Below are 17,256 nucleotides of genomic sequence, written 5' to 3' on the forward strand. Positions count from 1 at the left end.
ATGTGAACTTTGCATGACAAGCGTTCGGTCCTGAGCCGCGCCAACTGCCTTATCCCATATCAGCAACGCCCGCCGTTGCAGCAGCCTGTTTCGAGAATTGCAAAAGGAAGAGTAGTGATGCCTCGCGGTAAAACCACGCCTGATCTGAATGTCCCTGTGCGCTCGATGGAGCACCCGCTGTTGCGCTTGAAACCCTTGGCCCAGGCCATTGCGTTGCTGATGATCGCCGGCAGTGCCGACGCGGCCACGGCGTTCAGTTCCAGTTGGTTCGCCGCCAAGGGCGCTGCCCAGGCCAGTGGTGCTGCACGGCCCGGTGGCCTGGTGCCCGGCGGGCCGCCACCGCTGGCGCAACAGCAACGGGTCAATCAGCAGCTGAAGCGCTCGATCGACAACTTGAACAACACCGTGGCCGCGATTGCCGCGCAACAAGCGGCACAGGCAGCCGGGCGTCAATTTGCCCTGGGTCAGCCGCAGAGTGTGCCCAACGGCCTGGGCGAGGGTGGCCTGAAGGTCGACGAGAATCCGCTGACCCGTGGCTGGACCAACGCCACCGGGCCGCGACAGACTCAGGCCGACGGCAAGACCACCGTGCGCATCGAGCAGACCGCCGACAAGGCGATCCTCAACTGGGAAACCTTCAACGTCGGGCGCGATACCACCGTCGAATTCGGCCAACAGGCGAACTGGGCGGTGCTCAACCGGGTCAACGACCCGAACGCCCGCGCCAGTGTGATAGCCGGTCAGATCAATGCACCGGGCACGGTGATGCTGGTCAACCGCAACGGCATCGTGTTCAGCGGCAGCAGCCAGGTCAACGTGCGCAATCTGGTGGCCGCCGCCGCGACCATCAGCGATGACCAGTTCAGCAAAAATGGCCTGTACGTGGACACCAACGGCACCCAGCCAACCTTTCGCGATGCGTTCGGCAAGGTCGAGGTGCAGCGCGGCGCCGTGCTGCAAACCCTGCCGGCCGGTTCGTCGACGGATTCCGGTGGTTACGCCCTGTTGCTCGGCGGCGAAGTGCACAACGATGGCGCCCTCGTTACCGCAAAAGGCCAAACGACCCTGGCGGCGGGCGACAGTTTTTACATTCGCCGTGGCACGGGCACCGCAGGCAACCAGCAATCGACCACGCGCGGTAATGAAGTGGCCACCAGCCTCAAGACCGGTAGCCTGGCCGGTACGGTGATCAACAGCGGGATCATCCAGGCGGCGACCGGTGACATCACCCTCACCGGGCATCAGATCCGGCAAAACGGCGTGCTGCTGGCCAGCACCTCGGCGGACACTCGCGGCACTGTTCATTTGCTCAATGCTGCCAGCGACATCACCGGCAGCGTGACCCTGGGTCAGGGCAGTGTCAGCACCATTTTGCTGGAGCAAGGTTCCTCGGCGCTGGACAGCCAGCGTCAAGCGGCGCTCGACAACCTCAACGGTCTACTGCCGAACAACGCCACCGGGCGTTTCGACAACCTGAGCAAAATTGCCGACCGCACCGACCAGTCGCGTGTAGAGATCGTCAGCGGTGGCACCGTGGACTTCCAGGGCGGTTCGATGGTGCTGGCCAACGGCGGTCAGGTCGCGGTCAGCGCCGGTCAGCGCAGCCTGGTCCGCGATGGCGCGATCATCGATGTGTCCGGTGGTATCGGCGTCAAAGTGGCGATGGAATCCAACAGCATCAAGGTCAACATTCAGGGCAACGAACAGCGCGATGCGTCAGGCAATCGCGAGGGTGGGGCGCTCAATAGCACCGATGTCTGGGTCGACGTGCGCGACCTGGTGCATGTGGCGGCCGGGGTCAATGGCTACGCCAACGACCGCTGGTACACCGCCGGCGGCTTGCTGGAAGTCGGCGGCTACCTCGGCACCCGCGGTCACGACATCGGTGAGTGGATGGCCCAGGGCGGGACCCTGGCGTTTACCGGCAACGACCTGGTGACGCAAAAAGGCTCGCTGATTAACGTGTCGGGCGGCACCTTCGATGTGCAGAGCGGTTACATCAAGCAGAGCTGGCTACGCGGTGCCAACGGGCGTTTGCATGAGGTGTCCAAGGCTCCCGGAGATCTGCTCTACACCGGCGTCTACAAAGGGTTTGAGGACCACAGTGAGCGCTGGGGCCAGACCGATTATTACTACAATCCGCTGATTGCTCCGCGCCAGCGTTACGAAAGCGGCTACACCGTGGGCCGCGATGCCGGGCAACTGATCGTCGCGACGAAAAGCGCCGTGCTCGATGGCGAACTGCTGGGCAAGACCTTTCAGGGCGACCACCAGTCCCAGGCGCCGGTGGCCGGGCTCGACGGTTATCAGCAATCCCAGAACAGTACCGCCCGTGGCGCACAATTGATCATCGGCAGCTATGTGCCGCGTTACCTGAAAACCGCCGGCACCCTGAACTATCAATTGGGCGCGGTGCTGGACAAGGTCACCCTCGGCGACGAACAAGGCCCGGACAGTCAGGCCATCGGTCTCAACGATGGGGTAGCCGAGGGCCGTAAAGGCAGCCTGTCGCTGAACAGCAACGTGCTCAATGACTTCGAGCTGGGCGCGATAAAAGTCGCCGCCAAGGACCGGATTGTGGTCGACGGCGCCGTGCAAGTGACCCCCGGTGGCGACATTACCCTGTACGGCCCGCGCATTGACGTCAACGCCGACCTGACCGCGCACAGTGGCAGCATTCGCGTAGGTAACGTGCTGACGCAACTGAGCGACAGTGTGATCCAGGACACCTTGCTCGCTGCACCCGCCGGCGGCCGTGCGTCCGTGGTGGTGGCCAAGGGCGTCACGCTGGATGCCAGCGGCGTGTGGCGTAATCAATCTCAGAGCGCTGTGGAAAGCGAAGGGGTGGCCTGGCGCTCGGGCGGTCTGGTGTCATTGCGCAGCAGTGATGACTTGACCCTGGAGCAGGGCAGTCGGATTGATGTGTCGTCGGGCGCGACCTTGCTCAGCAATAACACATTGCTCGGTGGTCGCGGCGGCGACATTACCCTGGCGGCGAATGCGACCGCCGCGAGCGCGCTGGACAACGCCGACGCCATTGGGCAATTGCTGCTCGGCGCGGAACTGGCGGGCTATGGCGTCGACGGTGCCGGCCTCCTGGACATCCTGACCAGCAAGGTGCAAATCGGCCACCCGGCCGGTTCGGTGGAGGATGGCACCCTGGTGCTGGCGGCGGACTTCTTCAACAAGGGTTTCGCCCAGTACAAGGTGACCGGCAGCCAGGGCATGACGGTGCTGGCGGGTGCCGAGGTCGGTGTGAGTCGCCCGGTGTATCACCTGCGTCCGGATGCGCAAGGCACCGGCGGTTCCTCGGTGGCGCAGTTTCTGCAAGTCTGGACGCCGGCGTTGTATCAGGAAGATCCGGTCAAGGGCGTGTTGACCCAACGCGGTGGTGCAGGCTTGAGTTTGAACGCCGGTACGCTGCTGTCGCCCCTGGCTGACCGGCCCAACGTCGGCCTGATGGTGGAAGAGGGCGCGGTACTGAGCGTCGATCCGGGCCAGGCGATCAACCTCGCCAGTATCGGCCAGTTGACTGTCAACGGTCAGCTCAAGGCTTGGGGCGGCTCGGTAAGCCTGAGCCAGATTAACCCGGTCATCATTGATGCGGGTCTGGACGAGGCAGCGCACCAGCGTTCGATCCGCGTGGGCAGCAGCGGCCTGATCGACGTGTCGGCGCGGGCAGTCACGGCGACCGATTCCCAGGGCCGACGTTACGGCCGCGTGGGGGCGGGCGGCAGCATTGTCATCGGCAGTGAAATCAACGCCGACGGGGGCAGCGCCAAGGCGCCGGATTTGTTCGTGGTGCTGGAACAGGGCTCACGATTGTTGGCCAACGGTGCGCAGGCGCAACTGGATATTCGAGGCCAGGGACCACAGTCAATCGCGGGTGCCGGGGGCAAGATCGCCTTGAGCTCCAACAACGGCCTGATCATCGACGGCCAGCTCAGCGCGGTGGCGGGTGGTGCCGGCGTGGCGGGCGGTAGTCTGTCGGTGGCGCTGGAAACCGGGTTGTACCTCAATAAAACGATCGACAACGGCGTACGCGCTCCACGGGAACTGATCCTGTCCCAAGGGCCTGGTGCTGCCGCCGATCCATCGGCGCCGTTACCCTATGGGCAGGGGCGTCTGGACGTGCAGCGCGTTGTCGATGGCGGTTTCGACAACCTGTCGCTGTTGAGTAACGGCATCCTTTCGTTTGACGGCGATGTGAACCTCAACCTCAAACAAAGCTTGAGTCTGTATGCCGGCTCGTTGGCGCTGGCAGAAAATGCCGCCAGCAACAGTCGCGTGTCGTTGGACGCGCCGTACTTGCGCCTGGCGGGGGCAGCGGCCATCGGTACGGACGTCGCCACTCGTCCGACCGTGAAAGGTGGATTGTCTACCCGCGAGAGTCAGGCGCAGTTGCTGTTAAGTGCTGACCTGCTGGAGGTGCGCGATGAGGTGACGTTCGGCGCCCATGGTGAGCTGAAGCAAAACTCGGGGCCAAGTGTCCTGGTGGATCGTCGCGGCTTCGCGCAAACCACCTTGCGCAGCGCCGGGGACTTGCGCTTCCTCGGTGCCTCGGCACTCAACGCCGGGGGTGTGACCGTGCTGCAAAGCAACGCCGACCTCAACTTGCTGGCCGCGCAGCTTTACCCGGTCACTGGTGCCAGGGCAAAAGCCCAGACCACCAACCGATCGACCCTGACCATCGGCCGGACCACCGACACGGCACCCGCCGTGCCGTATTCGGCATTTGGCCAGTTAAGTTTCGACGGCGGCGACATTCAACAAGGCGGGGTGGTCAGGGCGCCGTTCGGTCTGCTGACCCTGGGGGCCGAGACCAACGTACTGCAATCCTTGTCGTTCCTGCCCGGCAGCCTCACTTCAGTCAGCGGCAATGGCTTGTTGATGCCGTATGGCGGCACGATCGACGGCCTGACCTACCAATACAACGGCAAAACCGTCGAGTTGACCGGGGTGGGTGGCAGCGCTGGGAACAGCATATTGACCATGGGCATTTCAGTGAAAAGCCCACAGGTCGATGTGCAGGAGGGGGCGGTGCTGGATCTGTCCGGTGGCGGTGAATTGACGGGCGCCGGGTTCATTTCCGGCCGGGGCGGTTCCACGGATGCCCGTTACAACCCGTTGGTGCAAAACGGCGCTGATGGCCGCTTTACGTTGCCGGGGCTGTCGAGCAACCCGGTGTACGCCATCGTGCCGGGTAATGCGTCGGCCTATGCGCCGCTGGCGGGTGAGCGCGGGGTGCGCGACCCGTTCATCGGCCAGCGCATCACCCTCGATGCCGGGGTGCCGGGGTTGCCGGCCGGTACCTACACCTTGATGCCAGCCAGTTATGCGCTGTTACCCGGCGCGTTCCGTGTCGAACTCAATGGTCTGGCCAGCGCCGGTACCTTGAGCAAGAGCCTGGCCATGCGTAACGGTTCGTGGGCCACCTCGGGCCGCTTGTCGATCGCCAATACCGGGATTGTCGATCCGTTATCCGGCCAGGTGATTGTCACCTCGGGCGATGTGCTGCGTCGTTACTCGCAGTACAACGAAACGGGCTACGCCGCGTTTGCCAAGGCCGATGCCGCGCTCAAGGGGGTGCCACGGCCAACGATCGAGGCTGACGGCAAGACCTTGTTGCTCAGCTATGACGCCGCCAACGCTGGCCCTGCGCAGACCTTGAGTTTCAAGGGGCGCGCCGACTTTACGCCGGGCAAGGATGGGTTGGGAGGTAGCGTCGCAATCATCAGCGGTGGCAGCGGTTCGCTTGAAGTGTTGGCGGCGGGGCAAGCGGCAACGCAGGACTTCACCGGGGTTTCGATCTACGACAGTGAATTGAATGCGCTCAAGGCGCCGCGACTGGCCATCGGTGCGGTGCCGGGTGTGAGATACGGCCAGGGTGGCAATCTGGTGACGTTCGATGCCAAGTTGCAGAATGTTTACCTGCGACAAGGGGCGACTTTAAAAGCAGGGGAAGTGTTCCTGGTGGCGAACACTAAAACCGGTGACGGCATTGTCATCGAGCAGGGCGCGGGCATTAACACCTTGGGGCAGGGCAAGGCTGCGTACGATTCACGCAGTGGTTTCATTTATGACCCCGGTACTAATGGCCTGTTGGCGGTGTCGAACGGCTGGCTTGACATGCTCCCGCCCACCGCGGCACCGGGTTCCTTTACGGGCCCCAGTCCGGTCCGGATCGGCCTGTGTACGTCACTGGCCTGCACCGGCACCACGCAGTTGTATTCCGAGGGTTCGATCACCGTTGCCACCGACAACACCTTCAGCCTGGATGACTCGGTGCGCTTCGGTACGCGCAACCTGATCCTGGCGGTGGGCGGGGTCAACATCGGTTCGGCCCAGGCGTTGGCCGCCGCGCAACAACGCAACGCCTTGCCCCAGGGCCTGACGCTGAATCAGCAAGTGCTCGACCGGTTGTTGCTGGGTGACACCAGCAAAGGTGCGCCGGCCCTGGAAAACCTGGTGCTCAATGCCCGGGATTCGGTGAATTTCTACGACAGCGTCGACCTCAGTACCCTCGACCAGAACGGCCAGTCGCGCTTGCAGCGCCTGGTGCTCGGCACCCCGGCCATCTACGGTTATGGCGCGGCGGGTGACCGGGCGACGATTCGTACCGGCACCCTGGTATGGAACGGCACCACGACGTCGCCAGCAGCCCCGATTGCCAATGGCGCGGGTACCGGCAGCGGTCTGCTGGATATCCTGGTCGATACCCTGGAGTTCGGTTACGGGCCGAGTAGCCAGGCTAACAATGACGACGGCCAGCGTCTGACCCTGGGTTTCAATCAGGTCAATCTCACCGCGACCCAGCGCATCACCGCCAACCATACCGGTGGCTTGCGCGTCTATCAGAAACAGGGTGATTACGTCACGGGCAGCGGTTTCACCTACAGCGGCGGCGACCTGCGGGTCAGCACGCCGTTGTGGACGGGTGAAGCCGGTTCGGTCAACCGCATCAAGGCCGGGGGCGCGATTAGCGTTTCGGGCATTGCTGGCCTGAATGCCGGGGTCGTCGACGCGTCGGCACTGGGGGCGGAACTGGCGCTTGAAGGCCAGAATCTGTACATCGACAGCACCCTGCGACTGCCCAGCGGCAAGCTGACCCTGGACAGCCGCGGCGACTTGACCCTGGGTGATGCGGCGCGGCTTGATCTGGCTGGCCGCGAGCTGACTTTTAATGATGTCGTGCGCTACAGCTGGGGCGGTGACGTCCTCCTCAAGAGCCAGGCCGGTAATATCCGCCAGGCCGCTGGGTCGGTCATTGACCTGAGCGCGCGTAACAATTACGCGGGCATCTTGAGCGCCTATGCCCTGAATGACGCGGCAGGTCTGGTGGACTTGCAAGGGCAGATCCTCGGCAGCGCCAGCGGTGACTACAACGCCGGCGGCACACGGGTGCCATACGCGGCGGGCGGGGTGGATATCCGTGCGCAGAGCGTTGGTGATTTCGCCACGCTCAACCAGCGCTTGAATCGCGACCAGGTATTCGGCTCACGCAGCTTCCAGATCAAGCGTGGCGATCTGGTGATCGGTAATGAACTCAAGGCTAACGAAATCAACGTGTCGGTGGACAACGGTAGCCTGACGGTGCTCGGCTCGATCGACGCCAGCGGCCGGCAGGTGGGCAGCATCCGTCTGGCGGGCAAAACCGGGCTGACCCTGGCCGGTAGCGCGGTGCTGGACGCCCATGGCACGCAATTGCGGGTCGACAGCTACGGCAAAATCATCGACTCGCCGAACCGCGCCATCGTCGAGCTGACCGCCCAGGACGGTCCGCTGGTATTGGCCAGCGGTGCACGAATCGACTTGCGTCACGGCACCGATGCCGCCCTCGGCAATGGGCCGGGTCAACATGACGGTCGGATGCGCGGCACCCTCGAACTCAACGCTCGACGCATGGGGGCAGCGACTGCGGGCGACATCGACATCGACGCCCGAGGTCCATTGACCGTTCAAGGTGCGCGTTCGATTGTGCTCAATGCGGTGCAACGTTACAGCGATGCCCCGCTGGGCGTGGGTGTGGGGGCTGACGGCAAACCGTATCAGGTGATCGACCAGACTTATCTCAATGCAAAGCACACTGAGAGCACGACCTTCATCGACGCGGCGCTGGCCAACCCGGCGTTGCTCAACGGCAAGCTCGCCGGGCTGAACAACGCCACCTACGCAGATGCCTTCCACCTGCGTCCCGGTGTGCAGATTGTCAGTGCGACAGCGGATGGCGACATGGTGATTTCCGGTGATGTCGACCTGTCCGGTTACCGCTATGCCAGCCTCAATCCGCACAGCCAGCAAACTGGGGTTTATGGTTCCGGCGAACCGGGCAGCCTGGTGATTCGCGCCGGGGGCAATCTTGATGTGTTTGGCAGCGTCACCGATGGCTTCATGCCGCCTGATCCGACGGTTGCTGCCGAGCGCACAGACGGTAACGGCTGGCTGTTAATCCCCGGCAAACAGCCTTTCGGTGGTGACCTGGTGGTACCGCTCAGCGGCGTCGAACTGGCCGATGGCACCCAGTACCCGGCAGGCAGCGTGCTCAACTATGACCTGCCGTTCAAGGCCATGACCCTAACGGCTGGCACCCTGTTGCCCAACGCTTTGGTGTTGGAGACTCCGCTGAACCTGGCGGCCGGCACCTTGCTCAGCGCCGCCGTGCGCGACAGTAATGGCAACGTGTTGTACGCCGCCGGGACGTTACTCAAAGATGCCGTGACCTTGCCGGCCGACACACGGCTGGATGCCGGCAGCCGCTTCACGGTGGCCGTTGCGGTGAAGTCCGGGGTCTGGCCCAAAGGCGTGGCGTTGCCGGACACCGGTTTGGTGCAATCAGGCGCCAATACCTTGCCCATCGGTGGCTTGATTCCCGCCGAAACCAACGTCAAGTTGGCCGAGGGCACCGACCTGATCGAGTTGCGCCCCGGCGTCAACGGGCAACAGGGCCGCAACTGGGCGGTGGCGACGATGCTGCCGGACGGTTCGTTGTCGTGGTCGATGCGCCTGGTGGCCGGGGCCGATACCGACGCCGCGGACACTCGCATCACACAGGTGAACGGCAGCGAAGGGCATTTGCGCCTGGCCGACGCACACTACATGGCCAAGCGAGTGACCACCGGTGGCCACACCGGCACCGGCATGGTCTGGAGCGATGACAACGGCTATGCCGACCCGGGCACGCCCGTTTCCGAGGAAGACCTGTACCTGTGCGACGCCGTTCCCGGCTGGTGTGTACCCGCACCTCCGAAAATGGTCTGGGTGTGGGCACCGGACAATCCGTATGCGGAGCCGGGCACACCGGTCGGCGATCAGGACCTCGCTTTCTGCACCGACATTCCAGACTGGTGCGTCCAGGTGCCGGTGCCTGAGGAGCCTGCGCGCACTGTCGCCACCCCGAGCACGCAGCTATTCAGCGTATTGCGCACCGGTACCGGTGATCTGGACCTGCTGAGCGCCGGCGACTTCAACATGCAATCGCTGTTCGGCGTGTACACGGCGGGCACCCCATCGGCCACGCTGGCCAGCGGCGCGAGTGACCCGTATCAGCAGGCCCGTGGTCGCGGGGCCGATGGCACGGTGCTGGGCGTCGATGCCAACGCTTATGAACCCTTGACCCAAGGCGCGGCGTATCAAGCCTGGTATCCGGAGCAGGGCGGTAACCTGCGGTTGAACGCGGGGGGGCAATTGCAAGGCGATACGCTGGGGCACATGAACGGAGGTCGAGACACGCTGCGCCCACAGCTGGCATCGGCGGCGGTCGGCAACTGGTTGTGGCGCCAGGGCATGGGCAATGGTTCGGACATCCCGACGGCCTGGTGGATCAACTTTGGCACCTTTGTCGCGCAATCCAGTGGTGATCCGGCACTGGCAGGCTTTACCGGCATCGGTACGCTGGGCGGCGGTAACCTCGACATCAGCGCCGCGGGTGACGCCGGTCTACTGGGCTACAGTGGTACGACAATCGCTTCCGAAGTGCAGCGCAGCCAGGGCATTACGCTGGCCGTGGGCAGCACCGGCCGAGTTAGCGATGATGGCAGCCTGGTCTTGACCGGCGGTGGTGACATGCAGGTGCGCATTGGTGGTCGACTTAATTCGTCGGCGTCGGCGCTTGCCGCCGCCAACGGTTCGACCGCCGACCTGAAGGGCACGCTGGTCAACCTGCGGGGCGCAGTGCAATTGCAGGCCGGCGCGGTAGGGGCACTGCAACTGAAATATGGCAGTGGCAGTGCGGTTCAAAACTCCAAAGAATCCAGGGCCTATGACGCCTACACCGCAACCTTGGCCACTGCACAAGGCGGTCTGACGGTGGTGGCCGCAGATGCTGGCGTCCAGTTCAATAGCCGTGGCGATCTGGTACTCGATGGCGTGGGTGACGCCGGACGCCTGGAGATGAAAAACTCGACGGGTTACACCGACGCATCCGGTGCTTCTCATGACGGAGGCGGTTACAGCGGTTTCTCATTGTGGACGCCGAACACCGCGATCGATCTGTTCAGCGCGGGCGGCAACCTGACGCCGTTCCTGAAGACTGAAATCAACCCAAGCCTCAATACACCAGGCGCTGGCGGACGTATGTTCTATCCATCGATTCTGCGTGCGGTGGCGGCCAATGGCAGTCTTTACTATGGATCTTCGGCATTCGGCCTCAGCGGCGATGGCGATTCATCGACATATTCATTGATGACGGCGCCTTCGGCCAATGCCGAACTGCAATTGATTGCCAGCGACTCGATCTACGCCGGCGGTTATGCGGTGACACAATCAGGGGCCGATCCGGCGCGGATCCCCACACCGTTCAACCCGGTGTTCGTAGGGACCAATTCGTTCGGGGGTGTCGGCTATAACAACTTCAGTGCAGATGTTTACGATTCCGAATTCAACAGGTTCCCGCTGTTCACCTTTGGCGCCAACACCTACACCAACATGGCCTGGCCGGACCGCAAGCCTGTGCGTTTCTATGCCATCAATGGCGACATCATCGGTTTGCGTACGGGGGAAATCCTGCGTTTTACGGAGACAGATAACCAAGTCCGCTATGAGGGCAGTGGTCCGGTCCGGATCATGGCCGGCCGGGACATTGTCAATTCCGGTGTGCCCCTGGATCAATACACGCTTGTACCGGCTACCGTCCGCCACGCGGGTGGCCGATCCACCGGCAACCTGATCGTCCATAGCCGGGCCGATGATATTTCCATCGTTTCAGCCGGGCGCGATATTCGCCTGAGCACGTTCAACGTCGCCGGCCCCGGTTTGCTGGAAGTGACCGCCGGCCGCAATCTGTATGGCGCCGGCTCGGGTGTGGGCCAGGTGTATCAGGAGGGTGGCTTTAACAGCATCGGCCATGTTGATGCCCGTTCCTCGGTCAACGAGGGGGGTGCATCGATTTCGCTGACCGTCGGCGCCGGGGCTCAAGGGCCGAACTACCAAGGCTTGCTGAGTCGGTACCTGGGGCAGGGTGCGATCAAAAACTACAGCGCCGAACTGGCGCAGTGGTTGACCGAACGCTTTGGTTTCATCGGGGACGACAAACAGGTGGCCGCTTATTTCGCGGCCCTGCCGGCCGAGCAGCAACGGGTCTTCGCTCGCCAGATCTACTTCGCCGAACTCAAGGTCGGCGGGCGCGAATACAACACCGTCGGCGCCACTCGCAGTGGCAGTTATGCGCGAGGTCGCGAGGCGATTGCCGCCCTGTTCCCGACCAAGGACGTGGCCGGCAATACGATCAATTACGACGGCGACGTCACGCTCTATGGCGGAGCGGGCATTCACACCGATTTCGGTGGCGACATCCAGGTGCTGACGCCGGGCGGACGGCAGATCTACGGCATCGAAGGCGCGGCGCCGCCGTCCACGGCGGGGGTGATCACCCAGGGTTCCGGTGACATTCAGTTGTATGCCCAGGACAGTATTCTGCTGGGCCAGAGCCGGATCATGACCACGTTCGGTGGTTCGATTTTCGGCTGGTCGGCCCAGGGCGACATCAACGCCGGGCGCGGCTCGAAAACCACCGTGGTGTACACCCCACCGAAACGCGTCTACGACACCTGGGGCAACGTGACCCTGTCGCCGTCGGTGCCGAGCACTGGCGCGGGGATCGCGACGTTGAATCCGATTCCGGAAGTGGCGCCGGGGGACATCGACCTCATTGCGCCGCTGGGCACCATCGATGCCGGCGAGGCGGGGATCCGGGTATCGGGCAACGTCAACATCGCCGCGCTGACCGTGGTCAACGCGGCCAACATTCAGACCCAGGGCAAGTCATCCGGGGTGCCGGTCAGTGCTTCGGTCAATACCGGGGCCATTACGTCGGCCAGTTCGGCGGCGTCATCGGCCACCCAGGCGGCAGAAGACGTGGCGCGTCAGCAGCAGGCAGCGGCGCGACAGAACCAGGCGTCGGTGTTCACCGTGCAGGTCTTGAGCTTTGGCTCGGAACAACTGGCCCCCTCGCGCGATGGCGCGAGTCTGGCACCGACCAAGGGGTACAACCCCGACAGCCCGGTGCAAGTCCTGGGCGCCGGGGCGCTGGATGAACAGGCGCGGCAGCAATTGACGGAGGAGGAGCGGGGGCAATTGACCTTGTAGTGTGCAGACTGTGAGGGCCTCTTCGCGGGCAAGCCTCGCTCCTACAGGGATCGCGTCGAACAGAGCATTCGTATAAACCGCCGACCCCGTGTAGGAGCGAGGCTTGCCCGCGAAGGCGTCGTGTCAGCCAACATCAATGCTGACTGCGAAACCGTTATCGCGAGCAAGCTTTGCTCCTACAGGGGGATGAGGTGGCTGCCCGTCAAAACGCATACGGAATGCTGATTTTCGCCCACAGCATTTCGCCTTCAGGCCGGTTCTCCACGTCGAATTCCTTGGCCCAGCGAATCTCCGCGCTGGCGTATTTGAGGAAGGTCAGGTGCAGCGCCGGGCCGATGGCGAACACCTGGCCGCGCACGCCGTCGTTGACGTCTTCGCCGTTGAACTGCACGGTGCGGCCGAACTGTTTGTCGTCGGTGGTTTGCTTGAGGTAGTAGCCGTTCAAGCCAAGCATCAGGTTGTCGGTGATCTTGTAGCTGGCGGAATAATCGAAGTGGAAAATCTGCCCCGACTTGTAGTCGGTGTCCTTGTTCTTTTCGTTGAAGCTGTAAGTGGTCTTCATCGACAGCTCGGTGCGCTCCGTCGGCAGCCAGGTGAAGGAGAACAGCGGTTTGTAGGTGTAGAAGTTGTTGCTGGTGTTGGCCAGGCGATCGGCGCTGTATTCGCCGGTCGGCACGGTGATTTCCACGGCGGCGCCGAGGGTCAGGTTTTTGCCCATGTCCCACAGGATGATCGGCGCGACGGTGGTGTCGCCCATGCCTTCGCGGGTGTCCTGCAAGCCGAACACCGAGACTTCCTGCTTCAGCCAGGGCTGGGCGATGTAACCGGCCAACCGTCCGCCGAAAATGCGCACGGGGCTCAAATAATCCAGGCGCGGGATCACGGCGGTGGATTCGATATCGACCTTCGGCACTTTGCCGCCGAGGGAGCTGATGTTCAGCTTCGTGGATTTGTAATGGTTGTAGTAAACGTTGAAGGCCACCATGTTGTCCGGGAGGCTGTCCACCTCCAGCGGCAGCATGAAGAAGCCATCGGTGCCGGGGCCGATGTTGTCCACGCCCGCCTCGGTGGCGAGCGCCGGCAACTGGATGGCAAACACACCGGCCAGGCTGACGGCCAGGCGCAAGCAGAATGTCGTGCGGGTCGGGTTCATGGGTGTACTCATTATTATTGTTAGGGACGCACCGCCGGCCGCGCGGGCCGTTGCATAGAAATAAGCGGTTCAGGCCTTGCCGGGCAGGGTATTGGCGGCCACGTAGGGGGACTTCTGCGGACAGCCGTAAAACCCTGTGCTAAGTTCTTTCGACATAACCGGTAACAAAAATAAGAATTCAGCCTGCTCCGGGATGTCTTGCGCCATGCAAATGAAAGTCGTCGACCCTACCTACGAACTGGCGCTGGTTTCGCCATTTCTGTTGCAAACCCTGGCCGAAGTGGCCGAGCTCAACCAGGTTAATCCCGAGAGTCTCTGCCGAGGTTTGGGCTTCACCCTGGAAGACCTCCAGGACCCGGCCCAACGCATTTCCTACCGACAAGCCGTGGCGATGATCCAGCGCGCGCTCAAAGTGCTGCCCAATCGCGGGCTCGGCTTGTGGGTTGGCGCGCAGAACGTGCTGGGCACCCTCGGTTTGCTGGGCCATGTGCTGTCGCTGTGCAAGACCTTGCGCGACGCCTTTGAACTGGGCATCCGCCACCAGCACACCTCTGGCGGCATCGTGGTGTCGAGCGTGGAGGAGGCGGGCGACCGGGTGTTTGTCGACATCGAATGCCGCCTGCCGTTTGCCGATGTGCAGTTGTTTGCGGTGGAAGAGTTCTTCGCCAGCCTGTTGGTGTACGGGCGGGCCTTGGTCGGGGCGGATTTCAAACCGATGGCGGTGGAGTTTGTGCATGCCGCACCGGATTACCTCGCGGAATACCAGCGCTTGCTCGGGCCGGATGTGCGTTTCGGTTGCCTGCAAAACCGCATGGTGATTGCCGCGCATTGGCTGGATGTGCGGCTGCCCAATCACCATTCGTTAGCGCTGCGTCAGGCCGTCAAGTTGCTGGAACTGGAAGCGGCGCAGGTGCATCAGAAAATCGACCTGATCCAGGCGGTGGAACGGGCGATTGCCCGGGACCTGACGCGGGGCAGCCATATCGAAAAGATTGCCGGCGATTTGAACATGAGCAGCCGGACGTTGCGGCGGCGCCTGACTGAACATGCGTTGACGTTCGAGACATTGCTGGAGCAGGTGCGCCAGGCGCGAACCTTGAGTCTGCTGGCCAACCCGGAGATCTCGATCGAGCGAATTACCGAAGAAGTCGGGTATAGCGACGTACGCAGCTTTCGCCGGGCGTTCAAGCGCTGGACGGGGATGAGTCCGACGGCGTTTCGGATCAGCTCATAAATCGGGCGCCGCCCAACCCTGTAGGAGCAAGGCTTGCCCGCGAAGGCGGCGTCACATCCAACAAAGATGTTGATTGACCCACCGCTTTCGCGGGCAAGCCTCGCTCCTACACGGGATCGGTGGTGTATATGCATGCGGTGTTCGGCGCCAATCCCTGTAGGAGCAAGCTTTGCTCCTACGGGTGAACTTTTGACCTGAAAGCACACAACAGCCTTTGCCCCGGTTAAACTCCGCGCTTCTTTCCCAAGGAGTTCATATGAGTTACTACCAGCCGGGCATTCTCGCCACCCCTGTTCCGCCTCAAGCCCGTCATATGTTCTTCGCCCTCGAATCCACCGCCGCGCTGCCGGCCGCGCTCGAAAAGTTGATGCACCTGGTGGACGGCCAATCGGCGGTGGTCGGTTTCGGTGAATCCCTGGTCAAGGCCCTGCACGGTCAGATCGAAGGCCTGCGCGCGTTCCCGGCCATGACCGGCGTCGGCGTCGATAACCCATCGACCCAGCACGCGCTGTGGTGCTGGCTGCACGGCGTCGACCGCGGTGAATTGCTCAACCGCAGCACCGCCATCGAAGCCGCGCTGGCCCCGGCGTTTCGCCTGGTGCAGATGAACGAAACCTTCCGCCATCTCACCGGCCATGACCTGACCGGTTACGAAGACGGCACCGAAAACCCCCACGACGAAGCCGCCGTGGCCGCCGCGCTGGTCAGCAACGGCGCCGATGGCACGGTCGGTGGCAGCTTCGCCGCGATCCAACAGTGGCAGCACGACCTCAAGGGTTTCCGCGCGCTGCCGTCCCACGAGACGGACAACATCATGGGCCGTCGCCTGAGCGACAACGAAGAACTCGACGACGCGCCGATCTCCGCCCACGTCAAACGCACCGCCCAGGAAAGCTTCGCCCCCGAAGCCTTCGTGGTGCGCCGCTCGATGCCGTGGATCGAAGGCGACCGCGCCGGTCTGATGTTCCTCGCGTTCGGCTTTTCCCTCGATGCCTTCGAAGCGCAACTGCGGCGCATGAGCGGTCTGGAAGACGGCATTACCGACGGTTTGTATCGCATCAGCCGGCCGATCACGGGCGGCTATTATTGGTGTCCGCCGATCAAGGACGGCCATCTGGACCTGCGCGCATTGCGCATGGGCTAAACCATCAAGGAGTGACTATGAACGTGGTGCGCTGGGGCATGATTGGTTGTGGGGATGTCACCGAACGCAAGAGCGGGCCGGCCTTCTACAAGGCACCCGGTTCGGCGCTGGTGGCGGTGATGGGGCGACGGCAGGAGGCGGTGACCGACTACGCCGCGCGCCACGGCATCGCCCGGGTCTACACCGATGCTCAGTCGCTGATCAACGACCCCGAGGTGGACGCGGTGTACATCGCCACGCCACCGGACAGTCACCGCGCTTATGCCCTGATGGTGGCGGCCGCCGGCAAACATTGCTGCGTCGAAAAGCCGATGTCGCTGAATGCCGGGCAAAGCCGTGAGATGCAAAAGGTCTTCGCCGATGCCGGGCTGCACCTGTTCGTCTCTTACTACCGACGTTCGCTGCCGCGCTTCCAGCAAGTGCGGCAATGGCTGGCGGCGGGGCGGATCGGCGAGGTCCGGCACCTGAGTTGGACGCTGACCAAGGCCCCTTCACCGGCGGATCTGGGCGGCACCAACAACTGGCGCACCGACCCGGTGATCGCCGGCGGCGGTTACTTTGCCGACCTGGCCAGCCATGGCTTTGACCTGTTTCAGTACCTGCTCGGCGACATCGTCGACGTCGCCGGGTTTACCGCACAACAGGCCGGGTTGTACGCGGCGGAAGATGCGGTCAGCGCCAGTTGGCGCTTCGCCAGCGGGGCACTGGGCATGGGCTGCTGGAATTTTGTCGCGGACCGGCGTGAAGATCGGGTCGAGGTGATTGGCAGTAAGGGGCGGATCAGTTTTGCGGTGTTCGATGAGCATCCGGTGGTGCTCGAAGCCGATGAAACCCTGAGCCTGGACATTGCCCATCACGAGCATATCCAGTGGCATCACGTGCTGGGCATGAATGCGCATATCCGGGGTGAGGCGCGGCACCCGGCGGTGGCTGAAGAGGCGCTGAAGACTGATTGGGTGATGGACCAGATTCTCAAGCGCGGCTGATCAAGATCAAAAGATCGCAGGCTTTTGTGGCAGTTGATTTCCTGTGGCGAGGGAGCTTGCTCCCGTTGGGCTGCGAAGCAGCCCCAAACCCAACAACCCCAATCCATCAGACATACCGCGTGCTCAGGTTTTACGACTGCTGCGCAGCCGAGCGGGA

The 17,256-nt window shown here is 63.0% G+C and carries 5 protein-coding genes; 4 read left to right on the forward strand and 1 reads right to left on the reverse strand.

The window, feature by feature from the left end:
• The first annotated feature begins 117 nt into the window (after window positions 1-117).
• On the forward strand, window positions 118-12,582 hold the full coding sequence (locus ACY4LX_RS15940; protein WP_463260505.1) for a filamentous haemagglutinin family protein: 12,465 nt from the start codon (window positions 118-120) through the stop codon (window positions 12,580-12,582).
• A 202-nt stretch (window positions 12,583-12,784) separates the two neighbouring features.
• On the opposite strand, the gene ACY4LX_RS15945 is transcribed toward ACY4LX_RS15940, so the two are convergent.
• Window positions 12,785-13,735: a SphA family protein gene (locus ACY4LX_RS15945; protein WP_463260506.1), complete on the reverse strand. Its 951-nt coding sequence runs from the start codon at window positions 13,733-13,735 to the stop codon at window positions 12,785-12,787.
• A 205-nt stretch (window positions 13,736-13,940) separates the two neighbouring features.
• Between ACY4LX_RS15945 and ACY4LX_RS15950 the strand changes: the two genes are divergently transcribed.
• The 3 genes from ACY4LX_RS15950 to ACY4LX_RS15960 all read left to right on the forward strand — a co-directional run bounded on the left by ACY4LX_RS15950 (window position 13,941) and on the right by ACY4LX_RS15960 (window position 17,099).
• Window positions 13,941-14,969: an AraC family transcriptional regulator gene (locus ACY4LX_RS15950; protein WP_463260507.1), complete on the forward strand. Its 1,029-nt coding sequence runs from the start codon at window positions 13,941-13,943 to the stop codon at window positions 14,967-14,969.
• A gap of 256 nt (window positions 14,970-15,225) precedes the next feature.
• A complete protein-coding gene (locus ACY4LX_RS15955) occupies window positions 15,226-16,113 on the forward strand; it encodes a Dyp-type peroxidase (protein WP_463260508.1) in 888 nt (295 codons plus the stop codon).
• Between the two features lie 17 nt (window positions 16,114-16,130).
• Entirely contained in the window at window positions 16,131-17,099 is a 969-nt protein-coding gene (locus tag ACY4LX_RS15960; RefSeq protein ID WP_463260509.1) for a Gfo/Idh/MocA family protein, read from the forward strand.
• Window positions 17,100-17,256 lie beyond the last annotated feature (157 nt).

This window comes from Pseudomonas sp. Emmai (assembly GCF_055179735.1).